The organism is Oceanobacillus arenosus, from assembly GCF_003369575.1.
In the GTDB taxonomy this organism is placed as follows: domain Bacteria; phylum Bacillota; class Bacilli; order Bacillales; family Amphibacillaceae; genus Oceanobacillus; species Oceanobacillus arenosus.
Genome location: NZ_PIOC01000032.1, coordinates 14,972 through 39,587 on the forward strand (window position 1 = coordinate 14,972; position 24,616 = coordinate 39,587).

Annotated in this window: 29 protein-coding genes; 8 read left to right on the forward strand and 21 right to left on the reverse strand. The window is 38.4% G+C overall.

Translation table 11 applies throughout. From position 1 onward, the window contains the following. The 4 genes from CWR48_RS20550 to CWR48_RS18630 all read right to left on the reverse strand — a co-directional run. Nucleotides 1-724: hypothetical protein (locus CWR48_RS20550; RefSeq protein ID WP_115774792.1), on the reverse strand; the 724-nt coding region annotated here is incomplete at its 3' end. A gap of 165 nt (nt 725-889) precedes the next feature. After that, complete coding sequence (locus CWR48_RS18620; protein WP_115774793.1) at nt 890-1,174, reverse strand: hypothetical protein; 285 nt, start codon at nt 1,172-1,174, stop codon at nt 890-892. An 82-nt stretch (nt 1,175-1,256) separates the two neighbouring features. Beyond that, complete coding sequence (spx, locus tag CWR48_RS18625; RefSeq protein WP_115774794.1) at nt 1,257-1,667, reverse strand: transcriptional regulator Spx; 411 nt, start codon at nt 1,665-1,667, stop codon at nt 1,257-1,259. 70 nt (nt 1,668-1,737) lie between these two features. Further along, nucleotides 1,738-2,355, reverse strand: coding sequence for a TetR/AcrR family transcriptional regulator (locus CWR48_RS18630; protein ID WP_115774795.1), 618 nt, complete (start codon nt 2,353-2,355; stop codon nt 1,738-1,740). Between the two features lie 812 nt (nt 2,356-3,167). Here CWR48_RS18630 and CWR48_RS18635 point away from each other — a divergent pair. Genes CWR48_RS18635 through CWR48_RS18650 form a run of 4 tightly spaced genes read left to right on the forward strand, consistent with a single transcriptional unit; the run spans nt 3,168 to nt 6,945 of the window. Continuing rightward, nucleotides 3,168-4,274, forward strand: a complete 1,107-nt coding sequence (locus CWR48_RS18635; protein WP_115774796.1) for an ABC transporter ATP-binding protein — start codon at nt 3,168-3,170, stop codon at nt 4,272-4,274. Then, complete coding sequence (locus CWR48_RS18640) at nt 4,264-5,067, forward strand: ABC transporter permease (RefSeq protein WP_115774797.1); 804 nt, start codon at nt 4,264-4,266, stop codon at nt 5,065-5,067. Before CWR48_RS18635 ends, CWR48_RS18640 begins: the two co-directional genes overlap by 11 nt. Nucleotide 5,068: 1 nt before the next feature. After that, nucleotides 5,069-5,875: an ABC transporter permease gene (locus CWR48_RS18645; protein ID WP_115774798.1), complete on the forward strand. Its 807-nt coding sequence runs from the start codon at nt 5,069-5,071 to the stop codon at nt 5,873-5,875. Continuing rightward, a complete protein-coding gene (locus CWR48_RS18650; RefSeq protein ID WP_115774799.1) occupies nt 5,872-6,945 on the forward strand; it encodes an ABC transporter substrate-binding protein in 1,074 nt (357 codons plus the stop codon). The genes CWR48_RS18645 and CWR48_RS18650 overlap by 4 nt, the downstream gene beginning before the upstream one ends. 146 nt (nt 6,946-7,091) lie before the next feature. Here CWR48_RS18650 and htpG read toward each other — a convergent pair whose 3' ends face one another. From htpG to CWR48_RS18670, 4 genes are all read right to left on the reverse strand, one after another. Next, the gene (gene htpG, locus CWR48_RS18655; protein ID WP_115774800.1) at nt 7,092-8,969 is read right to left on the reverse strand and encodes a molecular chaperone HtpG; all 1,878 of its coding nucleotides are present in this window, start codon (nt 8,967-8,969) and stop codon (nt 7,092-7,094) included. 270 nt (nt 8,970-9,239) lie between these two features. Beyond that, nucleotides 9,240-9,539 carry a rhodanese-like domain-containing protein gene (locus CWR48_RS18660; protein WP_115774801.1) on the reverse strand — a complete coding sequence of 100 codons (300 nt, stop codon included), beginning with the start codon at nt 9,537-9,539 and terminating at the stop codon, nt 9,240-9,242. A 282-nt stretch (nt 9,540-9,821) separates the two neighbouring features. Then, nucleotides 9,822-10,082, reverse strand: a complete 261-nt coding sequence (locus CWR48_RS18665; protein ID WP_115774802.1) for a metal-sensitive transcriptional regulator — start codon at nt 10,080-10,082, stop codon at nt 9,822-9,824. 131 nt (nt 10,083-10,213) lie between these two features. Further along, nucleotides 10,214-10,828 (reverse strand): YpjP family protein, encoded by a 615-nt coding sequence (locus CWR48_RS18670; RefSeq protein WP_115774803.1) that lies wholly within the window; start codon nt 10,826-10,828, stop codon nt 10,214-10,216. A 357-nt stretch (nt 10,829-11,185) separates the two neighbouring features. Between CWR48_RS18670 and CWR48_RS18675 the strand changes: the two genes are divergently transcribed. Then, nucleotides 11,186-11,713 (forward strand): hypothetical protein, encoded by a 528-nt coding sequence (locus CWR48_RS18675; protein WP_115774804.1) that lies wholly within the window; start codon nt 11,186-11,188, stop codon nt 11,711-11,713. Nucleotides 11,714-11,782: 69 nt separating this feature from the next. Here the strand turns inward: CWR48_RS18675 and CWR48_RS18680 are convergent, their stop codons facing one another. The 13 genes from CWR48_RS18680 to CWR48_RS18740 all read right to left on the reverse strand — a co-directional run bounded on the left by CWR48_RS18680 (nt 11,783) and on the right by CWR48_RS18740 (nt 23,146). Continuing rightward, nucleotides 11,783-12,646, reverse strand: coding sequence for a phosphate/phosphonate ABC transporter permease (locus CWR48_RS18680; protein ID WP_115774805.1), 864 nt, complete (start codon nt 12,644-12,646; stop codon nt 11,783-11,785). After that, nucleotides 12,646-13,431, reverse strand: a complete 786-nt coding sequence (phnE, locus tag CWR48_RS18685) for a phosphonate ABC transporter, permease protein PhnE (protein ID WP_115774806.1) — start codon at nt 13,429-13,431, stop codon at nt 12,646-12,648. Before phnE ends, CWR48_RS18680 begins: the two co-directional genes overlap by 1 nt. A gap of 12 nt (nt 13,432-13,443) precedes the next feature. After that, nucleotides 13,444-14,208, reverse strand: coding sequence for a phosphonate ABC transporter ATP-binding protein (gene phnC, locus CWR48_RS18690; protein WP_115774807.1), 765 nt, complete (start codon nt 14,206-14,208; stop codon nt 13,444-13,446). Between the two features lie 134 nt (nt 14,209-14,342). After that, nucleotides 14,343-15,383, reverse strand: a complete 1,041-nt coding sequence (locus CWR48_RS18695; RefSeq protein WP_115774808.1) for a PhnD/SsuA/transferrin family substrate-binding protein — start codon at nt 15,381-15,383, stop codon at nt 14,343-14,345. A gap of 207 nt (nt 15,384-15,590) precedes the next feature. Continuing rightward, nucleotides 15,591-16,397, reverse strand: coding sequence for a PHP domain-containing protein (locus CWR48_RS18700; protein ID WP_115774809.1), 807 nt, complete (start codon nt 16,395-16,397; stop codon nt 15,591-15,593). Next, the gene (gene phnL / locus CWR48_RS18705) at nt 16,387-17,103 is read right to left on the reverse strand and encodes a phosphonate C-P lyase system protein PhnL (protein WP_115774810.1); all 717 of its coding nucleotides are present in this window, start codon (nt 17,101-17,103) and stop codon (nt 16,387-16,389) included. The genes CWR48_RS18700 and phnL overlap by 11 nt, the downstream gene beginning before the upstream one ends. 19 nt (nt 17,104-17,122) lie before the next feature. Next, on the reverse strand, nt 17,123-18,304 hold the full coding sequence (gene phnM, locus CWR48_RS18710) for a phosphonate metabolism protein PhnM (protein ID WP_115774811.1): 1,182 nt from the start codon (nt 18,302-18,304) through the stop codon (nt 17,123-17,125). Between the two features lie 14 nt (nt 18,305-18,318). Then, complete coding sequence (locus tag CWR48_RS18715; RefSeq protein ID WP_115774812.1) at nt 18,319-19,158, reverse strand: ATP-binding cassette domain-containing protein; 840 nt, start codon at nt 19,156-19,158, stop codon at nt 18,319-18,321. Next, the gene (locus CWR48_RS18720) at nt 19,151-20,017 is read right to left on the reverse strand and encodes an alpha-D-ribose 1-methylphosphonate 5-phosphate C-P-lyase PhnJ (protein WP_115774813.1); all 867 of its coding nucleotides are present in this window, start codon (nt 20,015-20,017) and stop codon (nt 19,151-19,153) included. The genes CWR48_RS18715 and CWR48_RS18720 overlap by 8 nt, the downstream gene beginning before the upstream one ends. Beyond that, complete coding sequence (locus CWR48_RS18725) at nt 20,007-21,122, reverse strand: carbon-phosphorus lyase complex subunit PhnI (RefSeq protein WP_115774814.1); 1,116 nt, start codon at nt 21,120-21,122, stop codon at nt 20,007-20,009. The genes CWR48_RS18720 and CWR48_RS18725 overlap by 11 nt, the downstream gene beginning before the upstream one ends. After that, a complete protein-coding gene (gene phnH / locus CWR48_RS18730) occupies nt 21,122-21,718 on the reverse strand; it encodes a phosphonate C-P lyase system protein PhnH (RefSeq protein WP_115774815.1) in 597 nt (198 codons plus the stop codon). The genes CWR48_RS18725 and phnH overlap by 1 nt, the downstream gene beginning before the upstream one ends. A gap of 23 nt (nt 21,719-21,741) precedes the next feature. Next, nucleotides 21,742-22,164 carry a phosphonate C-P lyase system protein PhnG gene (gene phnG / locus CWR48_RS18735; RefSeq protein WP_115774905.1) on the reverse strand — a complete coding sequence of 141 codons (423 nt, stop codon included), beginning with the start codon at nt 22,162-22,164 and terminating at the stop codon, nt 21,742-21,744. Between the two features lie 250 nt (nt 22,165-22,414). Then, the gene (locus tag CWR48_RS18740) at nt 22,415-23,146 is read right to left on the reverse strand and encodes a GntR family transcriptional regulator (RefSeq protein WP_170140812.1); all 732 of its coding nucleotides are present in this window, start codon (nt 23,144-23,146) and stop codon (nt 22,415-22,417) included. A gap of 134 nt (nt 23,147-23,280) precedes the next feature. Between CWR48_RS18740 and CWR48_RS18745 the strand changes: the two genes are divergently transcribed. From CWR48_RS18745 to CWR48_RS18755, 3 genes are all read left to right on the forward strand, one after another. Continuing rightward, nucleotides 23,281-23,727: a VOC family protein gene (locus CWR48_RS18745; protein ID WP_115774816.1), complete on the forward strand. Its 447-nt coding sequence runs from the start codon at nt 23,281-23,283 to the stop codon at nt 23,725-23,727. Between the two features lie 76 nt (nt 23,728-23,803). Next, on the forward strand, nt 23,804-24,139 hold the full coding sequence (locus tag CWR48_RS18750; RefSeq protein ID WP_115774817.1) for a L,D-transpeptidase: 336 nt from the start codon (nt 23,804-23,806) through the stop codon (nt 24,137-24,139). A gap of 247 nt (nt 24,140-24,386) precedes the next feature. After that, nucleotides 24,387-24,584: a hypothetical protein gene (locus tag CWR48_RS18755; RefSeq protein ID WP_115774818.1), complete on the forward strand. Its 198-nt coding sequence runs from the start codon at nt 24,387-24,389 to the stop codon at nt 24,582-24,584. Nucleotides 24,585-24,616 lie beyond the last annotated feature (32 nt).

A 24,616-nucleotide genomic window follows, 5' to 3' on the forward strand; every position in this document is an offset into this window, starting at 1 on the left:
CTTTTTCCTTTTCAAGCATGATGAACCTTTTCGTCAGTTGATCTGATCCTGTTAATAAATTCATCACATATGCAGAAGTCTGTTCAATTTTTTCCGAAAGAAAAGTAGTTCGTTCATAAAGTACAGAACGGAAATGGCTGAGCTGTCTGGATATTTTCTCTGTTAATGCCTCTTGATTATCAAGACGACTCAACATCTTCTGTTGGGTATCATCTTGTGCCGACACTTTTTCTGTCAGCTCTTGCTGCAGTTTCATTTGCTCATCCATTTTTAATGAAATCTGTTCATTTGCTACACCGTATTGCGCTAGCTTCTCGCCAATTTCACCATAAGACGCGGTTATATCCTGTAATTGCGTGTTGAATTGTTCTTCGGAAAGCTGATGATTCTCAAACAGCTTTTTCAATCCATCATTACCTGCTTCTAATTTCTCCAATAGCAGCAGGACATGTTGTTCTAACTCCGTATACTTCTCATTCATGCCTTGTAGTTCATGTAATTTATTGCCAATTTCCATCCATCTTGATGTTTGCTGGTTTTCCTGCATTTCATAAACTTGCTTCAGCCCCTGGAATGAATCATGTAAGGAAGCATTCACTTGTTGTTGCTGATGAATCATTTCTGCCATATGGTTTTTTATAAAAAAATCCTGATTCGGCGCTTGAATAACACTATCATTCTTATAAATCTCACCATCTATATGTCGGTTTATATACAATCCCATTTATTAACACTCCTTCATACCGCCTAACATAGCTTATGCTGTTTAGACGATATTGGGACTTTCATGCGGTCGTCTTTATCGCACTATGCCTAAATAGCAACAAAGGATACTGTCTAATAATCGACAGTATCCTTTGATTTACTCTGAGGTAAATATGAATTTAGCTTACTTTTTAACATATTTCTTAAAAGCATTTAAAAATGGAAGGGGAGATGATTTTACAGTATAAGCGTATACCCCATTTGTAGTGTGCACATAGAGGAGTCCCCCTTCACCACCGATTGGTCGATAGGACAAATCATGAATATCCTGAATCGGAAACTCACGGTGTTTGGTGACAAGTTTTTCATTAAATAAATACATTGTCCGCTGATGTTCTGTATCAACTTGGCTGATACTGCTTACTATTCGCTCGACCTTGACATATTGCTGCTGGGCAATTAGATACATCTAACCCCTCCGAGTTAATTGGTACTTAGCGATGAAGGAATATTGTTTCGCTTACTATGTAAACGATACATCATTGGTATTCTTAACCTTCCGCAAGTTGCAATCGATTCAAGCGCCATTGTAACCACTGATATTCACGGGTCTTTCGAGGAAGGAATTGACGAATATCTTCTTCATGGTATCCAACCTGTAATCGTTTTACATCAACCATAATTGGACTACGTAATAATCTTGGATGCTCATGAATCAATTCAAGTAGTTCTTGTAATGGTAATGTTTCAATGTCTAAATCAAGATCCTTATAAACCTTTGATCTCGTTGAAATAATTTCATCTGTCCCATCAACTGTCATTCGAAGTATTCCTTGAAGCTCACTGACAGTTAACGGCTCTTTAATAATGTTTCTTTCAACATATTTGACTCCATGCTTTGTAAACCATTGCTTCGCTTTACGGGTAGATGAGCACGCTGCTCCATAAATTGTAACTGTCATTTATCTATCAAACCCCATTCTATATATTTTTTGAAGACCTTAGTTATACATTTATTATGCTTGGATGGTTTCACTTTTTCTTATAAAGCCCATTTTTCAATAAATTCATTTCCATTCTAAAAATTTCAATTGCTTCTTCATCTGATAATTCGCCAGAAAATTTCTCAACAAAATTGCGAAAGGCTACAGCTGTAACAATCTTTATAATGTGAAATACTTCCTTATCATCTGATACGTTTAAGCACTCTTTGTTTATTAAATTTGTGACTTCCCTCATTTGTTCACTACTATGATTTCCTTCGAATAACGAGGTAAAGGAATTTTCCACTTTATGTGTGACGCTCAATAGGGCATTCTTAAAGAAGTCTCGTTCATTCTCGTCGGGAATCTCAATAAGTAATTTATGGTACATTTCTGTTATTGCATCGATAATGTCTCCATTATTCTCCTTTAAGATGGAAATAAACCGTGCGTTTCTTTCTTTTATTTGTTGATTCAGCAAGAAAAAATAAGCATCCTCTTTGTCCTCAAAATATTGATAAAAGCTCCCTCTTGCAATACAGGCCTCTTTTACAATGTTCGCAATTGATGCCTCAGATAAAGGGGCTCTTGCAAATTCCTTCTCTGCTGCCACTATTAAATTGTACCTTTTACTCTCAGGTAGGTTAAAAAAAGTTTGTTTCGGCAATGCCCTTCCTCCATATTCTTCTGAAGTGACACAGTGTCATATTGCTATATTTCTATAATATATGACACCGTGTCACTTGTCAACATTTAAAGTGACACCGCGTCACCTTTTATTTCTACCTGATAATTATACAATATCAAACAATTGTGGCAGGTTTATGGGAAAAATAGGGTATTTTTTATTTTTTAAGAATGTATTCTAATAGATGATTTTCATTTTAGTAGTAATAATTAGTGAATAATTGATGTAAAGTGCGGACTAACTAAATTACAAATAGTATGTGCTAATCCGCCGTCCGAGTTCGCTACGGGCGGCTGCTTTCCGCGGGCACGGGCACGGCCTCAGCCTCCTCGGAAGAAAAGCACTTCCTGCGGGGTCTTCGGACTCGTGCTGTTCCCGCAGGAGTCTTCGGTGTATGGGGGCTGCGGACCTCGGCAAAGAAATTCTGAATTAAAGTTATCAGCAGTTTATATAAATTACTACAGACAATAAGAAAATGTCTTTTTATATTAACCCAAAGACAGCCATAATATTCGGATTGATTCATATTACAATCATGGATAAACTATTAACTAGAACTTATAGAAAAAGTAATACCATTTTAAAACAATTCGTGTATAATTATTTCGACATGCACGAAAGTTGTTAGAAATAATTAACTTTTAGCTGCAAATATAGTTAGGATTCACTTTAGAAAACTTGGTTGTCACCAAGCCTTTCGGTGACAGCTTTAGTTGCACTTATGTAGTAAGAAAATCGTTATACTTTCTTACCTACTAAATAATCCAATTAACCATGGGGGAGGTACTGCGATGACAAACACGATAATTCAGTTTAATAACGTGACAAAGCAATACGATAATGATCCAGTTGTGCTGGACAATGTAAGTTTTGAGATTGAACGGGGAAAGTTTTACACCCTGCTTGGCCCGTCAGGCTGTGGAAAGACGACGATTTTGCGATTAATCGCTGGCTTTACGGAAGCCACTTCAGGAGACATTTACTTTGATAATAAGAAGATAAATGATATCCCAGCCAATAAACGCCAGGTGAATACGGTCTTTCAAGATTACGCACTTTTTCCACATCTAAATGTCTTTGAGAATATTGCATTTGGCCTACGGATCAAGAAAATGAAAAACACGGAAGTAGAAGCAAAGGTAAAAGAAGCACTTAGCTTTGTAAACCTCCCTGGTTATGAACAACGAGAAATACATGATATGTCTGGTGGTCAAAGACAACGTGTTGCCATTGCACGTGCCATTGTCAATGAACCAGAAGTAATTCTACTCGATGAACCATTATCTGCACTTGACCTAAAATTACGTTATCAAATGCAAGGAGAATTACGAGACCTGCAACGACGACTTGGGATTACCTTTATCTTCGTAACGCATGATCAAGAAGAAGCCCTTGCAATGTCTGATGAAATATTTGTTCTTAACAAGGGGAATATCCAGCAAAGTGGTACCCCAATTGATATATATGATGAACCAATTAACCGCTTCGTTGCTGATTTTATCGGCGAATCCAATATTGTAAAAGGGACAATGATAGAAGATTTTCTAGTGGAATTCGGTGGAAAGCGATTCGAATGTGTTGACCAAGGGATGCATCCAAACGAGCCAATTGAAATTGTCATTCGCCCAGAGGATTTAGAAATTACCTCTTTCGATAGCGGCATGCTGAAGATTGAAGTAACCTCACAATTATTCCGTGGTGTTCACTATGAGATCACGGGTATCGATCACGATGGAAATGAATGGCTCGTCCATTCAACGAAAAAGGCGAATGTTGGCGATAAAATCGGTCTGCATTTTGGCCCTGAGGCAGTTCATGTTATGCGTTTCAATGAGACAGAAGAAGACTTTGACCGTCGTCTAGACTCATACTCGGAGGGGGAAGCAGATGGAAAATAAAGTAACACGTAATCTCTATATGATTCCGTATGCACTTTGGATTATTTTCTTTGTTATTGCGCCGATACTCCTTGTTGTCTACTATTCTTTTCTTGATATTGAGGGGAACTTCTCCATTGTTAATTACCAGAACTTCTTTACGTCGACCTATTTAAAAATGACGTTCAGTTCGTTTTGGTATGCATTTTTAATTACAGCTATTTCTCTTTTGGTTGCATATCCAACCGCGCTTTTCTTGACTAGGACAAAGCATAAGCAGCTTTGGCTATTATTAATTATTGTGCCCTCATGGATTAATTTGCTTCTAAAAGCATATGCATTTATTGGTATTTTCGGCGCATATGGTACTGCAAATAATATTTTGGAATTTATTGGGGTCGGCTCACAACAAATACTTTTTACGGATTTCAGTTTTGTGTTTGTTTCTGTATACATCTTTATTCCATTTATGATTCTACCTATCTTTAATGCTTTAGAAAGCTTGAATCCAACATTACTGGATGCCGCAAATGATTTAGGTGCATCTAAATGGGCAACATTTCTTAGAGTTGTGTTTCCACTAACAATCAATGGCGTGAAATCTGGGTGTCAGGTCGTATTTATTCCAGCACTTTCCTTGTTCATGCTAACAAGGTTAATCGCTGGAAACCGCGTGATTACGCTCGGTACAGCAATCGAACAGCATTTTCTTGTTACACAGGATTGGGGAATGGGCTCGACAATTGCGGTTTTCTTAATCATCATTATGTTTGTCATTATTTCTCTGACCGGCATACGGAAGCGAGGTGCATAAGTTGAGCAAAAAATCATCACTCTTTGCAAATCTATTTTTGATCATTATCTTTTTCGTTCTATATGCACCTATTTTCTATTTAATCTTTTACTCCTTTAATAGCGGTGGTACGATGAGCGGCTTCGATGGCTTTACACTCGATTGGTATAAGGAACTTTTCTCAAATACAAGACTGCTGATTATCGTCTTGAATACCGTTGTAATTGCCTTGTTGTCTGCATTAATTTCTACTATTATCGGTGTACTTGGTGCAATTGGAATCCGCGAGATGAAACGGAGAAAAAATCAGAATACGATACTTGGCTTGAACAATGTACTCATTGTTAGTCCTGATGTAATTATCGGTGCTTCATTTCTGATTTTATTTACAATGGCAGGAGTAAAGCTTGGGTTTTACTCTGTATTGTTATCACACATCGCGTTTAGTATTCCAATCGTCGTTATTATGGTTTTACCTAAATTAACGGAAATGAGCCCATCCTTAATTGATGCTGCCCGTGATCTAGGCGCAAGTCGCTGGAATGTTTTAACAAAGGTTATCTTGCCGTATATTACTCCCGGGATCTTTGCTGGATTCTTCATGGCATTGACGTACTCGTTGGATGACTTCGCTGTTACCTTTTTCGTGACGGGAAATGGGTTCTCCACATTATCCGTTGAAATCTATTCCTTAGCTCGTCAAGGTATTTCATTAAATATCAACGCCTTGTCAGCACTTATCTTTTTAGTTACCGTCGTTTTAGTTATTGTTTATTACTACATTAGCAGACGCGCCGGCAACCAAAATGTAGGAGGATTGAGAAGATGAAGAATCTTATTCGGGCATTTTTAGCCGTCCTTGTTGTTTCGATTGTTTGCTTGGTTGTAATCAATCGATTGAATGCATCTGCGGGGTATTCTAGTGCAAACACACTTACGGTTTATAACTGGGGCGACTATATCGACGAAGAAGTTATTAAACAATTCGAGGACGAGACAGGGATAACCGTTATTTACGAAACCTTTGATTCGAATGAAGCAATGATGACGAAGATTAAGCAAGGTGGTACAACCTATGATGTTGCTGTACCATCAGAATATATGATTCAAAAAATGATAGAAGAAGATCTACTAATTGAATTGGATCGTACAAAGCTTCCAAACTTAAAAAATATCGATGAACGGTTTATGGATCTCTCCTTTGATCCAGGTAATAAATTCTCTGTCCCATACTTCTGGGGAACTGTCGGAATTGTCTTTAATACCAAGATGCTGCCAGATATGGATTTCAATAGTTGGGATGATCTCTGGAATCCTGAATTAAAAAATGACATCTTATTAGTTGATAGCGCACGCGAAGTAATCGGGATGAGCTTAAATAGTTTAGGCTATTCATTAAATGATATCAATAAAGATCACTTACAGGAAGCAAAGGAAAAGTTAAATACATTAACACCGAACATCAAGGCGATTGTTGGCGATGAGAATAAGTTATTAATGATGAATGGCGAGGCACCTGTCGCACTTGTCTGGTCAGGCGATGCATCAGAGATTATGTTTGAGAATGAAGATCTAGATTACTCTGTCCCTGAAGAGGGATCCAATCTATGGTTCGATAATATGGTCATCCCTAAAACAGCAAAGAATATCGAAGGTGCACATCAATTCATTAATTTCATGCTTGATGCTGAAGTTGCTGCACAGAACACAGAATATGTTAGTTATTCCACACCAAATAAAGAAGCATTAAAGTACATGCCAGAAGACATGGTGAATGATGAACGCTTTTATCCATCACCAGAATTAACGGATAAACTGGAAGTGTATGATAACCTTGGTAAGCGGAATTTAGCATATTATAATGCGTTGTTTTTGGAGTTTAAGATGTATCGGAAATAGAGCAGAACAAAAGCGCTTGCGCTGGACGTGGCTATTCTCAGTAATTAAGTTATCCACAGCACCCAATTTTATAGTTTCCTAAGCTATTAAAAAGAGCTTGGATAGCAAAATGCTATCCAAGCTCAACTTTCTTCCTATCTTACTTATCAAACCATCACTTTACAAATATCATTCGTAAATTCTACTGGGTCATTGATTGGCAGTCCTTCAATAAGAAGTGCTTGATTGTATAATAGGTTTGTGTACAATTTCAATTTATCTTGATCATTTGCAAATGCATCTTTTAATGCACCAAATACTTCATGGTTGACGTTAATTTCTAATACTTTATCAGCCTTGATATTTTGATCATCTGGCATTGCATTGATGACCTTCTCCATTTCGATTGATATTTCTCCATCAGCAGTAATAACAACTGGATGTGATTTTAATCGTTTAGATGCTCGTACATCTTTCACTTTATCAGCTAAAATAGTTTTCATTTCCTCGAAAAGGTCTTTGTTTTCTGTTGCTGCCTCTTCTTTTTCTTCCTTATCTTCATCTTCAATGCCTAAGTCGCCACTTGAAACAGATTTAAATTCTTTTTCTTTATAGCTCATTAGCATTTTGATTGCAAACTCATCGATTTCCTCTGTGAAATATAAAATTTCATAGCCTTTATCTGCAACAACCTCTGTTTGTGGCAGCTTGTCAATTCGTTCATTAGAATCACCAGTAGCATAATAAATATACTTCTGCTCTTCAGGCATTCTTGATACGTATTCCTCGAGGGTTACCATTTTCTTTTCTGTAGAAGAATAGAAGAGAATTAAGTCCTGCAATACCTCTTTATGTTGACCATAGTCGCTATATAAGCCGAATTTCAATTGTTGACCAAATGATTGATAGAACTTCTCATAGCTTTCACGATCGTCTCTTAATAGGCTGAGCAATTGACTCTTAATTTTCTTGCTAATGTTTTTAGCGATAATTTGCAGCTGTCTATCATGCTGCAGCATCTCTCTAGAAATATTAAGTGATAAGTCTTCTGAATCTACCATCCCTTTAACGAAGCTGAAATAATCTGGAAGTAATTCAGGACTCTTCTCCATGATTAACACGCCACTAGAATATAATTCTAAACCTTTTTCATATTCACGTGAATAATAATTATATGGTGCGCTTTCTGGGATGAACAGAATTGCATTATATCGAACCGTACCATCAACACTTAGATGAATATGTTTTAATGGCTTATCGAAACCATAATGCTTTTCATTGTAAAAGTTCTCATAATCCTCATCCGTAAGCTCACTCTTATTCTTTTTCCAAATTGGAATCATCGTGTTGACGGTTTGTTCTTCGACTACATCTTCAAATTCGTTCTCAGAACCTTCTTTAAGCTTACTTTCTGTTACGTCCATTTTGATTGGGTAGCGAATGAAATCAGAATACTTCTTAATGATTTGCTTCAAGCGGTATTCTTCCAGAAACTCATCATAGTTGTCATCTTCTGTGCTCTCTTTAATTTTCAGTGTAATTTCTGTTCCTACTTCGCTTTTTTCCGTAGGTTCAATTGTATAACCATCAGAGCCTGTAGATTCCCACTTATACGCCTCGTCACTATCGATTGATTTACTTACGACGGATACAACATCGGACACCATGAACGCTGCATAGAAACCAACACCGAACTGACCGATAATATCATGGCCATCTTTTACTTCATTTTCATTTTTAAACGTATGGGAACCACTCTTAGCAATTACACCTAGATTACTTTCTAGATCCTCTTTCGTCATCCCAATCCCAGTATCAATGATTTTAAGGGTGCGTTCTTCTTTATTCGGAACTACTTTTATGTAGTAACTCTCTTGATTAAAACTTAAATTATCATCTGTTAATGCTCGGTAATAGATTTTGTCGATTGCATCACTTGCATTGGAGATAAGCTCTCTTAGGAATACCTCACGTTGCGTATAGATAGAATTAATCATCATATCTAATAGTTTTTTTGATTCTGCTTGGAACTCTTTCTTCGCCACTGCTATCTCTCCTTTAAATAAGATACTCTTCATTAGCACTCTAAGGGCCTGAGTGCTAATCCCTATACTTTAAATACCATATCAACCATACCTGTGTCAATCAAATTAACCAATAATGAGATAACAGGTATCGTTAGAAATAGAATAGCCTGGAAGAATGGTAAGAGGATATTAAGCAGGGTCTGTTATTCATGATGAAAAGATTGGGATATATTAAAAGAACTGGATGGCTAGCCGCCAATCCAGTTCTCCTCAAGGTTTATTTACAATTTATACCTCTACTTCATCTTCCCAATCGAGCATGCCGCCTTCCATGTTGATAACATGATAGCCCTCTGCCTCTAGAAATGCACTTGCTCTGCCGCTTCTTCCGCCAGAGCGACATACCATGTAATATTGCTTCTCTTTACTTAATTGATCTAATCGATCAGGTAACTCTCCTAAAGGAATATGTGTTGCTCCAGGGATTTTCCCTTGTGCTACTTCTTCATCTTCACGAACATCAATAATATGTAATGATTCTCCATCATTTAATTTCTTTGCCAATTCTGTTGCTGTGATTTCTTGCATTACTTCTAGCCTCCAGTAATATTTTATTAATTTTAATTTCCAGGTAAACTTCTAAGTGCCAGAGGCTCTCAAGCCGCTCGCTCCAGAAATACACTTCGCTGGGATAGGACTGAATCAAGATACAAAAGAATTACTTACCCACTAACTCTAGGAATAAAGACTCTTGTGAATAGCAACAACTGTCTAGATTTCAAATAGTAATTTTCTTTAGTTCACACTTTATATCAACTGCGGGGTAACAAAGGCAGATGTCTATAAAATTTAACTTATAACTAAAATAAACTATCTACTTTTTACTAGCAAATTAACTGCTTCTTGTACATGATCTTCGGGACTCTTCCCATTTCCTTCTTCATCACGGATGCTTTGCTCTAAATTCTGGGTGACGATAAGTGCGGCGGTACGATCTAAGGCATTTCTGGCTGCCGTTAACTGTGTGATCACATCTTTGACTGCCTTTTCCTCTCCCATCATTCTTAAGGCACCTCTCACTTGCCCTTCAATACGCTTCATTCTATTGGTCACTTTTTCATCATACTTCATTCTACACTTCTCCCTTATCCATTGATGTGAAGAACCCTAGTAGTACTTGAAAATATATGCATAAGACGGTACGGGTATGGAAAAAAATCCCAAGTGATAAGGGATTCATTTCTTCCATTTATAATAACAACTTATGCCATCCATTTCGGTGGCGTATTCTTGTCCCAGTAAATCTCGCCTATTTCATGATGCTCTTTGAAGCCATCCTCGCTTAAATGATAATGAAAGTTAAAATAATGGCCTTCTAATGGACGGTTATCACGGCGAACATGGAATCTTGCAATATCTTGTTCATTTAAATTATCGTAAACATGAAAGATTTTCTCTCCATATCCCTTTGATGGTTGCTCGGTAATTGCATAATAGCGGGATACATCTTCATCGACATCCGCTACTATTGACTGTAATGCCAATTCAATATTCGGTAAAATAAACGCGGTAAAGTCATCCTCTACCTGTTCTGCGATTTTAGGTCCAAACTTTGTAATCGTTTGGTCTTTCGCCTTTTCGATTAGATTATGAAAATAGTAATCCGAATCATGGAGATAATCTGTATTGATTGCATCATCAACTTCCGCTTCTTCCCTTACTTCAGCAATGGAGGTCGAAGCTGTCTCATCGGCCTCTGACGCAATACCATCCTTACTCTCATCTGCATCGACTTGTAATAATTCTGTTGGAATGTATATGCCTAGTGTAGCAACTGTAACCAGGGCTACGATAATCTTTCTCATCCATAACTTCATCGGAAAGTCCCCTTTATTTGTAAGCACTTACTAGTAAGTTTAACATGCTAGAGATAGATGTCTACAATATTTTCAATTTTTAACTAAAAATTAATACTTTTCGTCATAACCTTGATCCAAGTTAAGCTTGAATGGCCATTTATGCCAATGCCAACTTCTCATACTGCTTATATAGTGCGTGAAATTTCCCAGTATAGAATTATTATAACATGGTGGAAATTATTTATAGTGAATGGACTACATTTCCATTTAATAGATTGAATTTACAAAAAAATTAAATTCCAATGAATGTTTCTATGCTAGAATAAGGAAATGAGACTTTAATAGTTAGCAATCAAGTTGAGAGGATGAAAACAATTGAAGAGGGATATTCGCGTTTCTGAGAAGGCATTATTATTTGGTTATAGCTTTATCCTACTGTTCATGTTGGTACAAGACTGGGTCCCTTTAGGTCCATTAAATGACCTCGAAGCGATTGCTGCAGAAAACTCCACTAGTGAATTAATCGTTGTAACCTTAATTGGCGTTGTACAGATTTTAATCTTAATGGGACTTCTTTTGTTATTTGTCGGTAAAAGATATCCAATTTGGGCGAAGCTCTGGCTGATCATTCATCCATCTTGTATTTTTGCTGGAGCACTGATGAGCTGGTGGGTCCCATACTTCTTTGGAATTGGTGCAGAGGAAAGAGCGGAAAGATACGACACGATGTTTGGAGATACACACTCCTTCCTGCCAATTATGAATGGAATAGCGCCTAACACGTTACATTCCTTATTCCATGCTGTGCTTCTCATATGTATTATCCTTACTATTTATATTAGCGTCACAGATCGAAAAAAGAGGGATATGGTTTTCGAAAATAAGAAGGCCTCAATTAATTAAAACACCTCCAACCACTAGATGTACATCCAACGATTGAAAGTGCGGTTCAATATAATGCGATATATGTTTTTAATTATTCGTTGATGCTGGGAAGTAGCGATTCTTCAATTGCGTTGAGATAATTTCTAATACCACTGCGATAATTAGAATGGCATACGTAATGAAGCCAACTTCACGTAGATCAAAGTAGAATCCAGATGCCATGAATAACTCAAAGCCGATTCCGCCTGCACCTGCAGCCGCTCCCATCGCTACAGCAACACCAAAGTTAATCTCGAAGCGCAGGAATACCCATGATAGAATGTAGGTAAATGTTGATGGCAATACGCCATGTGTTACAACGTGCCACCAGTTTGCACCTGTTGCACGAAGCGCTTCAAGGATTCCTGCATCAACTTCTTCAAACGCCTCAGAGAATGCCTTCACTAAATATGCGGTGGAGTGAAATAACATCCCAAGAACGGCCGCTTCACTTCCAAGACCAGCAGCAATTGCAAAAATTAACACCCATAATACGGTTGGAACTGCACGTATAACGGCAACAACCGCACGAATCGATTTCGAAATCCATGGTCTTGATAGGTTTTCTGCTGCCATAAGTGCTAAGAATAATGCAATTACCGCACCAATAACCGTTGCAAGAACTCCTAGACCAACCGTTATCCCCACTTGATAAAATGCTTCTCCCCAGCTAAAGTGATTTAAGGCTGGTTCAAGGAACATCACACGTAGATTATGGGCTGTTTCCGGAATTGCCCGGTCCCATTGCAAGCCAATGTAATTAAAAAAGAAAAAGGCCATTACCGTTAGTATTGAAAGAATGATTAGTGTCCATTTGACAACAAGATCAATTTTATTGCCAGATTTTATATTGATCCGACCATCCTTCGTCCGCTTTATATATGGCAAATCATTTGTTCTTCCTGCTTCCATTATAAAATCACCCTCCGTATCCGGTTAGAAATCGAATCAATAATAAGCACGGCGATGACAATTGTAATCGTAACGAGTGCAACTGCATTATAATTTAAAGACTTATAATACAAGTCGAACGTATAACCAATTCCAGTCCCAGTTAGAATACCTACTAATGTTGCACTTCTAATATTGGTCTCGATCATAAATAAAATCCAGCTCAGCATTTGCGGCAGGCTTTGAGGAATAACGGCTTTATTCACAATTTGAAAATAGGTTGCACCAGTAGCTTGTAGCGCTTCTACAGCATCTTGGCTTGCTTCATCAATTGATTCAATAAAGGCCCTCGTTAAGAATCCAAGCGTACCGACAAATAACGCGAGAAATCCTGTAACAGAATTTTGACCAAAGGAAATTAACAAAATGAGTGACCATGCGACAACGGGAATATTTCTTGAAATGGAGGCGATTAATCGAGCGAAAATACTAAATATATTGTTTACCTTCGTTGTCTTCGATCCCATTAATCCTAAGAAAATAGAAAGAATTGCTGCAATGGTTGTTGCTGCAATTGACATAAAAATTGTTTCTAATAGTTTTTCCATAATTGCTGGCAATCTTTCTAGTGTCTCTGCAGTAATCAATAAATTACCAGCCATCCATCCCAATGCTTTTGGTATTGTTGCTAATCCGTCAAGAAAATTAAACTCGGTTATCGCAGCAGATAAATATGTGACGATAATGATGATAAGTAGGAAGACTACCGTCTGCATTCTGCTTTTTCGCATCTTTTTTTCGTTCACCTTCATTACTCCTTATACCGTAATTAATTCTCTAAGTTCCGTTCCATAAATATGATTGATTTGATCTTCATGGAGTAATTTACTCGGCCCATCAAATACAATTTCGCCCTTCCTGAGGCCTATAATTCGATCCGAATAATCCTGTGCAACCTCAACTTGATGTAGGTTCACTAAACAAGTAATCCCCATATCCGTTGTGATTGACTTCAAATGATCCATAATGACCTTCGAGGAATTTGGATCAAGCGATGCGATAGGCTCATCACAGAGTACAAGCTTTGGCTCTTGAATAAGCGCGCGACAAATACCAACCCGTTGCTGTTGACCACCACTCAACTGATCACAGCGCTTATATGCGTGGTCTTCAATGCCTAGTTTCTTAAGAAGCATAAATGCATGCTCCTTTTCCTCCTCTGTAAATCTACCCATGATTCCTTGCATCGTTGTCTTATAACCAAATCTGCCATGCAGCACATTTTCAATGACGGTTAATCGAGGTACAAGGTTGTAGTGCTGGAAGACCATCCCGATATTCGTGCGAAGCTTACGTAATTCCTTCTTCTTTAACGAGCCTACATCTGCATTATCAAAAATAACCTTGCCTTCATTTATTTCGACCATACGGTTAATGCAACGTAATAAAGTAGACTTTCCCGCTCCTGATGGACCAATAATGGAAACAAATTCGCCAGCGTTTACTTCAAAATCAACATTCTTCAATACTTGCGTCTCTGAATTATAAGACTTCCCAAGGCCTTTAACCTGTAGCAATGTCATGATAATTGGCTCCTTTTTTCCTTAATTAGTAGACACTTAATTTCCAATGAAGCATTTATTCTCTAAAAAGATTAGAGTATGCACTGTTTCGTACATGCATACTCTAAGTTTACAGTTATGAAGGAATCCCTGGTTTATTTTGAAAGCTCACGGATTGGATCAAACCATGAATCTTCTGCTTCTACAAATCTTTCATCAGCAGATTTGAAGAATAGTCCTGGCTCTCCTGAATCTTCAGGAACAAAGATCTTCTCATTATTAGCAACTTCATCAGAAGTAAATAATGCTTTTAATGTATCAAAGTCTTCTTGACCTAATACGTCAAGGTTCGCTGCAAATGGTGCGTTTAATACTGGTGTTACACTCATTAAAGTAAATTCTTTTCCTGTTACTGTGTTAAACGGCTCAGCAGCATCGTCTTTTACTTTATAAACCGCACCAACTGTATTCACATCACCTTCTGCAACATCTACATAGTTTTCTACGCAAGTATCACAGAATGCTGCAACATCTGCATTACCATTTAATAAGTTAACTGCTGAACCTTGGTGAGATCCACCGAACAATACTTGTTCAAATAATGGACCACCCTCCATTAAATCTTCTTGAACTAAATCAGCATATTCTTCTTGTTCGTTGAAATGAGCAAGAATACTTGATGATGGTACAACAAATCCTGAAGTTGAGCTATTTGATACGAACGAGAAGTTTTTACCTGCAATGGTATCAAGTGAAAACTCACCATCTACTTTATAATTATCCTGATCATCGACATTAACAGCTAACCAGCTGTAATAAATTGCATCGTCTAATGTACCAGACTCACCAGATGGAACTACTAAAGGAGTAACTGCATCATTACCGTTTTTTGCTTCGATATATCCTTGTGCACCCATAAATGCTAAGTCTGCATTATTATTAATTAATGTTTCAATTGCAATTGCATAATCTGTTGTTAATTGGTGTTCTACTTCCTTACCAGTAGCTTCCGTGATAACTCTGCCGATTTCATCTCGAGAAGCTTTCATATCATTACCAGATTCATTTGGATACCATACGATATTAATAACATCGTCTACTTCTGCTGCACCAGCACCTTCACTATCTTCGGAACATGCAGCAAGAAGAACTGCAAAAACGATTAGCATTACAAATAAAGACCATTTCTTTTTCATTGTAGACTCTCCCTTTTCACTTTGTAATATGATAGTATTCCTGTTAATCCCTGTACTGAGTAGCAAACGAAACTAGCATGATTTCAATCCCTAGAGAAAAAAACACCCCATTCCTTTCTCTACTAAGAACTAGTCTAATTGAAACATATTTTCTTGGAAAATCGTCCATTTTTACGTTATCTTCACGAATACTTAAGGTAATTTACATTATCCTAACAATCGATTAATCGGGCTTATGATTCTTCCAACCTCGATTGGTTCCCCAAATGAACCATGATAATCCGTTCCACCTGTCATCATGAGAGCATACTGCTTCGCTAATGCTTCTACCTTTTGAACATCTTCCACTACATGATCGAAATGATTGCGTTCAATCCCACCTAGTCCTGCTTGGACAAGCTCTGGAATAAGATCATAGGAATCGAGTTGGCCAGGATGGGCGATAACCGCGACTCCTCCATCAGCAATAATTGCACGTACTGCATCAAATACATCAACATAGGCAATGTCACCTGAAGCAGCACCACTCCCTTTAAAAAGCTTCATATAAAGCTGCTTATACTCAGGCGATGTGAAGGCTGCGTCCGTTAAACATTTCATAATATGCTGTTTATAAACAGTGTTACTTTGCTTTGCAGCTTCGATAACTGCATCGGCATCTAATTGATATCCAGCAGCATTAATCTGCTCCACTTGCCATAAGGAATGCTGATTACGTCGCTTAAGGAGCGGATCACAAATTGCTTTAATGTTTGTGGCATCTCCCTGGTGATTATATCCAAGTACATGTACCTTCCGATTTCGTTTAAAATCATATGCAGAAATTTCAATACCTGGAATTACCGTTATGCCATATTCCAAACCATGCTGCTGTGCTTCTGGTAAACTAGCAACTGTATCATGATCAACAAAGCTTATATGCGTAACGCCATTATCCTTTGCTTGTTTCATTACCTCCTTTACTGTATTAGATCCATCAGAATAATTGCTATGCACATGCAGATCAGCCTTCATTAGAAATCACCTCATGAACGAGCTGTCTTTCCTTCATGTCATAAACCTTGTCACAAAGCCCTTCCATAAATTCGATATCATGAAAAATTCCTACTAATGTCGTTCCATTCGCTTTTAGTTTCTCAATGATTTCCCGAACCTTTAATTTGGATTGCTGGTCTAGGCTTGCTGTTGGTTCATCGAGCAATAATAGCCGTGGCTTTTTCACCGTTGCCATGGCAATGTTTAGTCGCAATTTTTCCCCACCGGAAAAGGTATTTGGATAGGTATCCCATAATTTAGGATCAAGCTCAAAATGTGTTAATGCCTTTTCCGCTTCTTGCCTTGCAACTGCCTCTGATTCTCCCATTTCTAGCAATGCTTGCTCCACAAGCTGTCTAGAAGTCGTCCTCGGCATCACATTTAGGAACTGTGATACATAGCCAATTTCATGCTTTCGCAAATATAAGACTTGCCGCTCGGAAGCTTGGCATAAATCAATTCTCCCAAATCGGTCCGAATCATAAAAAATGCCGCCGGTATCAGGTAAGTAGGTACGATAAATACTCTTTAGAATGGTTGATTTTCCACTGCCACTCTTGCCAACAATCCCAATAAATTCTCCTTTTTCTAAGGAAAAGTTAATTTGTTCAACTGCTTGGCGTGTTTTACCTAGATGGTGAATCGTAAATCGCTTGCCAAAATCAATAATTGTAAGCATCGACATGATGTAACCTCCTCCTTATTTACTTCACGCGATAATTCGTCGTGGTCATTACCGAGCCATTGACCATTGTCGTCGTCAACATTGGATAGCCATCATCCATTCTTTCAATAATGAGAATATCCGCCTTCTTACCAGGCTTAATCGACCCAAGCTCGTCATCCATTCGTACAGCCTTCGCTGGATTCAAGGTAACCATCATAAACATTTGATGTAAGTCATTTCCGTATTTTTCACTTAACTCGAATACCGCATGCAGTAATGCAGCTGGATAGTAGTCACTGCAAAGAATATCGACACAGTTATTCTCAATTGCTTCTATAGCAGATAGGTTACCAGAATGTGATCCTCCTAATAATACATTTGGTGCGCCTGCAATGGTCTGTAATCCCAATTCCTTTGCCCTTTTAGCTACCTCTAATGTGATTGGAAATTCACTAATCGTTGTGCCGAATGATTTGACTAGTTCTAGTTTTTTAATATCATCGTCATCATGGGAAGCTACTGCAATGCCTTTCGATAATGCAATATCTGCGACCTGTTTAATCTTCTCCATTGTCATATATTTGCTGTTTTGACGTTCTTCGATAATTTCATTCACTTCATCATCAGATAAATCGCGATATCCTTTTAATGTTTCTCGATATACCTCTAGATCTCTGTACTGGCCTTGCCCAGGTGTATGATCCATAAAGGAAAGCAAATGCACCTTATCGTTGTTGATATTATTAACAAGTCGATCGACCTCATCAATATTGTCAATTTCAAATCTTGCATGGAGTCGATGGCGGATCAGATGTAATTCATGATGGGTTGCATCAATTGCATCGACTAAACGTTGCACATTTTTAGGATAACGCATCGGTTTATGTGTAAACACATCTTCACGGTAGAAGGATAGGGAATGAAACATCGTCGTAATCCCATGGCTAATTAAGATTTTCTCTGCCTCACGTAAACTAATATTGACATCCATCATACTTGTCGGACGTGGCGATACAATTGACTCGATATAATCGGAATGAATATCAATAAATCCCGGTGAAATATAGCCGCCATTTGCATCAATTAGTGTTGCGGACGGATGTTCAGATGCCTCATCCTCAGGTATGATTGCTTGAATATATTCGTTTTCAATCACAACTGCATACCCACTAATAATTGCTTCTTCTGTTACTATTTTTCCATTTGTAATGATATACATCGTTCCACTTCCTCCTATAACAATGAATAAACTAATTGCTGTGTATATGCATGCTGTGGGTCCTCTAGGATTTGATCTGTTAGTCCTTCTTCAATTATCTCCCCATTAAGCATGACAATGGTACGATCAGCAAGCATGCGGATAACTGCTAGGTCATGTGAAACGACAACCATGCTGATCCCCAATTCTCGTTGAATTCTTTTAATCAAGTCTAAAACATTCGCCTGTACAGATAAATCAAGTCCTGTCGTCACTTCATCTAGGAAGAGGATTGGTGGATTATTGGATAATGCTTTGGCAATTTGCACCCGCTGCTGCATGCCACCCGAGAAGTTTTTTGGTGCTTCCTTCATCCGAAATAGCGGGATATGGACATTTTCCAGCAACGTTTTACCGACTCCCTCCATTTCCGAAACATTACGATTTCCTGCTGCGATTAATTTTTCTGCAATATTGCCAATGGATGAAAAGTTCATCTTTAAGCCATGAACAGGATTTTGATAAACCATGCCATATTTATGATTGCGAATGTAGCGTTTTTTCTGCGAGGATAGTGAGAATACATTCTGCCCATCAAGTGCAGCATCATGAATATAGGCTTCTCCCGATGTCGCATCCGCGTCAAAATATAAGCACTGCATTAATGTCGATTTTCCACTTCCGCTCTCTCCAACAATCCCAAGAATTTCACCAGGGAATAAATCAAAGGAAATATCCTGACACGCATAGACGGTGCCGCAATTCGGACAATAGTTTTTCTCTAATCCCTTGTCATGTTCTTGATTACATTGGTGGCAGCCTGGTCCAAATTGCTTTTTCAAATTACGTACGCTTAATATTGGTTCCTCATACATGGTTTTCTTCCACCTCTGCTTCCACATTCGCATTTAAGCGTTCCATGCAATAGCTTGTATCATTACACTGATAAATCGTTTCACCTGTACTATGATCGATCAATTCATCCATGAAGACATTCGTTGCTCCACATAAATGACAATGCTTGCCTTCAAACGATTCAACGGCAAATGGATAATCATCAAAGGCGAGTGAGGCTACATCTGTGTATGGTGGTACAGCGTAAATTTTCTTTTCCCGACCAGCCCCTAAGAGAATCAATGCTTCTGATTGATGCATTTTTGGATTATCAAATCTAGGGATTGGGCTTGGTGCCATCACATAGCGATTATTTACGTATACGGGGTGATCTGCTCCTGTCGCTGTTTGCCCGTATTTCATAATTTGTTCAAAGAGCATCAGCCATGCCCCGCTATAATCTTCCTCAGAATGGAGGATTTTCGTCTGGTATTCTTTTGCTTCGTATGGTCTAAGCGGTTCTGGCATTGGAACTTGCAAAACTAAGATTTGCCCTTCTGTTAAGGCCACCTCTGGAATCCGGTGCCTTGATTGGATAATACTTGACTCCTGTGTCCGCTCCGTTAGCTTTACGCCGGTTGTTGCTTGCACTAATTTCTTAATACTGACCGCATTTACAGACTCATCTGCACCTTGGTCAATCACTTTCAATACGTCTTGTTTACCAATAATCGAGAGGGTAATTTGTAATCCGCCAGTACCCCAGCCACGAGCAATTGGCATCTCTCTTGAGGCGAATGGTACTTGATAGCCTGGAATTGCAACTGCTTTTAAAATGGCACGGCGGATTTCCTTTTTCGAACCTTCATCAAAAAACGCGAAATGTGTGTTAGTTTTCATCCTTGAATCCACCTTTCTTTACCTGACGAACACTGTCCAACTTCGATTGGAATGTTACATAATGTGGTAGCTTCAAGTGTGAAATAAACCCTGTCGCTTCAACAGAATCAATGTGCAATAGCACAAATTCCTCATCATGTGTCGGAAACTCCGCTTCCGGATGTTCTAAACATTGGTCTAAGATGCTCATTGCAATTGCTTTTGTTTCATTTTGCCCATAGCAAATGCCATAGCCAATTTCAAATTCCAACTCCGATTCATTCTGTTCGTTTTTCACCGTGACCGGGACAAACGATTCTACCTCGGTCACTTTAATTTCGCCGATATAAAATTCATTTTCCTCATTTTGTTCCATTTCATTTGGATGTGCTACATAGATTGGCAAATCGCCAACACGAACTTCGCCAACTGTCGGGTGGACTTGACCATAACCACGAAGTGACGCGTAGCCTAATGAGGTGACAGCCCCTGTTTGTCCACGGGTCAATACTTGTAATCTTGCACTTCTTGATGCTGGAAAATGTAAACTCTGTTTCGTAATATCATCTGGCTTTTCATTATCCATCTCGTGTCTTTTAAATAGACCTTCTTCACGCAAATAATCGACTACCTTAGGAAAATACTGCACTCCATCCAATGCTTTGATTTCAGCTAATTTATCTTTATAATCCCGTAACCATTGTTCGTTATGATTTTGATCCTCATCGATTAATTCAAAATCTAGTAGACGATGGGTGTAGTCGCGGGTAGCTCCGAGCAGTTGTCCACCAGGAATATCTTTAAAACTTGCGGAAATACGACGCTCCACTAACATCGATTCCGATTCGACTGTTTGACTATAATAAAGCCTTGGTAATGTGGAACGATGGGCACGCATTAAGAAAACTGCTTCTTCCATGCTGCCCTCGGCTTGCTTGATTGCGAGTGCTGCTAAAAGCGGGGAATATAAGCTACTCTCTGACATCACGTGATCAATCATCGCTTTCATCGTAGCTAATATTGTGTTGACTTCTAATATTTCTTCATCCTTTATCCGATCGTACTTCAATCGTTCAATCGAAGCCTCAATAGCGTTCGTACCGCCTTTTACCGCAACATAACCCATTATTCCACCTCCAGTATTACCACAGAAGTCGTTCGGGGAACACAAGCCAATTGTGCTTGTTCATCTATAAAAATGAAGTCAATCCCTAATGGATATTCGCTGGCTCGTTCATTTCGTGTCTGCCATATTTCCGGTGTTAGCCCTACTTGGAGCTGTGCTTCCTGTTTAATACCGGGTCCTGTTAATGTAAGTTCCGCTTCTTTTGCTATCAAGGGACTCTCAATTATCCAGGTTGCGGAATGTTGTGGATCAAGTAAATTACCGTTTTTGCAACGCTCCATCGCTTCTATAATGGAGGCTTCTGTATCATCTTGCAAAACAATCACAAAATCCGCTTCCGTAATGGCTGCATATTTTGCTAAGGTATATTCTGAAATTTTTTCAATCAATTCCTGATTTTTCTCGGATAGAATATGAAATGTTACCTCAGCGTCTAGTAATGTCATCACGCTTAGAAATGTTGCCCGATAGCAAGGAAGCTTATATTCCACTCGCTCTGCAATCTCGCGAATCGATGAAATCGTGCCTGGGCGTGACATACTTTGTAATAATTTCCTGTAAACCTGCTGCATATCATGTACTTGATCAATCGCCATTTTTTCACTCCTATCTGACTTTATTAAACGTCCATCGTTTCAAAATTAACCTTGGTTTCAAATAACTCTGCTTGTTCTTTCGCGCGTTTATTTATCACCTGTTGCTCTGCTCTCTGCAACTGTGAATTCCATTCCATTGTCTCTGGCAGGTTCGCTTTATATGCCGCATCAATTATCGCTAAATGCCTCGCAAGCTCATCCTGCATCCCTACGACAATCCCTATGCCAATTTGATTATTTATCTCAACTTTTGCTTCGGTTACAAGTACTTCACCAATATAAAAAAGAGAATTCTTTGCTGATTCGCGCATCTTAACCATCGTTAAGCCATAATGTGGAGCAACAATTTCCTGACAGTTATAGTTTTGAATAATCGATTCTGCGAAATCCTTCGCTAAACGGTGATCACTTTGAATGAGAATCTGAGTTCTTTTTCGTCTTTTCATCATTCGATACACCCTCCTTCATTTAGAAAACTAAGGTTCAACCAAGCATTTATTTAGATGACAGCCTTAGTTGCACTTACCTGACAAGACTAGCTTAACTTGTCGCCAAGTGCTTGTGTTTTAAGAAAAGGTAAAGTATATGTAAAGAAAATTAATAAAACGTGCTCGGGCAGTGCCTGTCAGTCCCAGAGTTTTGTCGAAAGTCAAAAAAACAGATAAGCAGCCCAAATCTAAGGGACAGCTTATCTGTTCAATCCATCGTTATATCATATTTAAATTTATCACTACGATATAAGATTTTCGTATGTTCTAAAACCTGCTTCGATTCTATATCGATGCAATCACTTTCAACTTTAATGAGCGGTACCATGCTTTTGCATGAGAGAAGTTGCTGTTCTTTTGAAGTCGGGAACGTGATACTCAGCATCGTTTTACGGCTGGTAAAATCGCTAAATCCTTGTTTTCGATAATACGCAAACATCGATTCAATTTCTGGACCATCCTCCTTAATTTCTGGAAAGCTGGATTCATTTACATATGAATTGTGGATTGCAATTGGTTCACCATTTATATAACGCAAGCGTCCAATTCGGTACACCGAATCATGCTCATCTGCATTTAATTTCTGATAAACCTCCATTTCATAGTCCATTTTTTCACAGTAGATATTGCTCGTCATTAGGTCATAGCCCATTTGATTCATCTTATCCGTAAAACTAATTCTCCCTGTTAAGCTCAATTGAATTGGAATCGATGCCTCTTTTACGTAACGCCCTTTTCCTTGCTTTGAATAGATATATCCACGTTCTTCAAATTTCGTTAATGCATTCCTTACTGTCATCCTTGGGACGCGATATTCATCCGCCAACTCATTTTCGGAGGGTAGCTTTTCCCCTGGACTTAGCTTCCGCTTAACAATTCTATCCATCATATCATCAATGATTCGGCTTTCCTCATCTATCGAAATAACAACAACCTCCATATCTTCACATCAATATATATGCGATGTTCCTATTCTTATTATAATCCAAATTCCCCTTAGGAAGGAAATCCATCAATTATGACCAATGATATAAAATAAGATATAATTGCATAAAAAACGAAGGAGCTGGCAAAATGAACCGATTAAATTTAATAACCCTAGGTGTAAAGGACATGGTAAAGTCCCTTCGATTTTACCGCGATGGGCTTGGATTTGAAGTAGTTGTACATGGTGATGAAACAAATCCGGACGTAATTTTCTTTAATAATGGTGGGACAAAAATATCGCTATTCCCGATCGAAAACTTAGCAAAGGATATCGATGAATCTAACCCGCCAGCAGTAACTGATGGTTTTAGCGGAATTGCGCTTGCATATAATGGCAAATCGAAAGAAGAGGTAGATGAGGTATTTGCATTAGCAGAAAAAGCTGGTGCAAAGATTGTTAAGAAGCCAGAAGTGGTTTTCTGGGGCGGCTATAGCGGATACTTTCAAGATCCAAATGGATTCTATTGGGAGGTAGCATTTGGAGAAGATTGGGCATTCGATGAGAATGATATGTTAATTGTAACGGAAAATTAATCCATTCTTACTGGGAGTGGTATTATGAGCCATCAATCATATATATAGAGTAAACGGATTCTATGGAGGTGATAGGATGGCACTTTGGATTGATATTTCAGTTAGTAAACATCAGCTAAAGCTTTACGATGCAAGCACATTGCTTAAGGAGTATCCAATTGCAATTGGGAAGATACTGACACCTACACCAACAGGGAATTACATGATTTCTAACAAAGAGGAAAATCCTGGAGGACCCTTTGGAGTATTGTGGATGGGCTTATCCAAGCCACATTACGGGATACATGGCACTAACGATCCATCCTCAATTGGGAAATCTGTTTCACATGGCTGTATTAGAATGCAGAACGATGATGTGGTAGAACTATCGAACATGGTTCCACTTGGCACAAATGTCTATATTCATCCTTAATAATAGAGAATTTTAAGATAAAAAATCAAATTGAAAAATAATAGGTTGTGACACCTCATTACTTTCTAACTAGCTTTAGCTGCTATCATTTTCCAAATGATGATAGTAGTCCTAGCTTTCTGGCTGGTATAGGAAAAAGATAGTATGAATATTTCGATTTGTTAAAAAACATTTACATGCATGTAATCTCCTATTAAAAGAGGTAGCTTATAATGAAGGGGTACCAAAATTGTTAGGAGAGGTGATCATGTTGAAGATTAAGAAATTAACATTAGCAACAATGGGGGCAATCCTTTCTACTGGTCTATTGTTTGGATGTGCGGCTGGAGACGAAGAAGATCCGGCAACAGGCGAACCTACCGAAGAACAAGATAACACAGAGGATGGTACTGGAGAAGAAGTACCTGAAGATGGTGCTGATGCAGAAGAAGGTACTGAAGGTTAAACTTAATGAAATAAGAATTTGGAAGCCTCCGC

Coding starts and splice junctions, on each gene's coding strand:
- phnC (WP_115774807.1), bottom strand. CDS start 14,208: ATGACATTGCTACAGGTTAAAGGCCTTGGGAAGTCTTATAATTCAGAG.
- CWR48_RS18750 (WP_115774817.1), top strand. CDS start 23,804: ATGGCACTTTGGATTGATATTTCAGTTAGTAAACATCAGCTAAAGCTT.
- phnH (WP_115774815.1), bottom strand. CDS start 21,718: ATGGCGATTGATCAAGTACATGATATGCAGCAGGTTTACAGGAAATTA.
- CWR48_RS18740 (WP_170140812.1), bottom strand. CDS start 23,146: ATGGAGGTTGTTGTTATTTCGATAGATGAGGAAAGCCGAATCATTGAT.
- CWR48_RS18635 (WP_115774796.1), top strand. CDS start 3,168: ATGACAAACACGATAATTCAGTTTAATAACGTGACAAAGCAATACGAT.
- spx (WP_115774794.1), bottom strand. CDS start 1,667: ATGACAGTTACAATTTATGGAGCAGCGTGCTCATCTACCCGTAAAGCG.
- CWR48_RS18650 (WP_115774799.1), top strand. CDS start 5,872: ATGAAGAATCTTATTCGGGCATTTTTAGCCGTCCTTGTTGTTTCGATT.
- CWR48_RS18680 (WP_115774805.1), bottom strand. CDS start 12,646: ATGGAAGCAGGAAGAACAAATGATTTGCCATATATAAAGCGGACGAAG.
- CWR48_RS18670 (WP_115774803.1), bottom strand. CDS start 10,828: ATGAAGTTATGGATGAGAAAGATTATCGTAGCCCTGGTTACAGTTGCT.
- CWR48_RS18720 (WP_115774813.1), bottom strand. CDS start 20,017: ATGAAAACTAACACACATTTCGCGTTTTTTGATGAAGGTTCGAAAAAG.
- phnL (WP_115774810.1), bottom strand. CDS start 17,103: ATGTCGATGCTTACAATTATTGATTTTGGCAAGCGATTTACGATTCAC.
- CWR48_RS18640 (WP_115774797.1), top strand. CDS start 4,264: ATGGAAAATAAAGTAACACGTAATCTCTATATGATTCCGTATGCACTT.
- CWR48_RS18745 (WP_115774816.1), top strand. CDS start 23,281: ATGAACCGATTAAATTTAATAACCCTAGGTGTAAAGGACATGGTAAAG.
- CWR48_RS18665 (WP_115774802.1), bottom strand. CDS start 10,082: ATGAAGTATGATGAAAAAGTGACCAATAGAATGAAGCGTATTGAAGGG.
- phnM (WP_115774811.1), bottom strand. CDS start 18,304: ATGTATATCATTACAAATGGAAAAATAGTAACAGAAGAAGCAATTATT.
- CWR48_RS18755 (WP_115774818.1), top strand. CDS start 24,387: ATGTTGAAGATTAAGAAATTAACATTAGCAACAATGGGGGCAATCCTT.
- CWR48_RS18660 (WP_115774801.1), bottom strand. CDS start 9,539: ATGCAAGAAATCACAGCAACAGAATTGGCAAAGAAATTAAATGATGGA.
- phnG (WP_115774905.1), bottom strand. CDS start 22,164: ATGAAAAGACGAAAAAGAACTCAGATTCTCATTCAAAGTGATCACCGT.
- CWR48_RS18695 (WP_115774808.1), bottom strand. CDS start 15,383: ATGAAAAAGAAATGGTCTTTATTTGTAATGCTAATCGTTTTTGCAGTT.
- CWR48_RS18620 (WP_115774793.1), bottom strand. CDS start 1,174: ATGTATCTAATTGCCCAGCAGCAATATGTCAAGGTCGAGCGAATAGTA.
- CWR48_RS18725 (WP_115774814.1), bottom strand. CDS start 21,122: ATGGGTTATGTTGCGGTAAAAGGCGGTACGAACGCTATTGAGGCTTCG.
- CWR48_RS18715 (WP_115774812.1), bottom strand. CDS start 19,158: ATGTATGAGGAACCAATATTAAGCGTACGTAATTTGAAAAAGCAATTT.
- CWR48_RS18700 (WP_115774809.1), bottom strand. CDS start 16,397: ATGAAGGCTGATCTGCATGTGCATAGCAATTATTCTGATGGATCTAAT.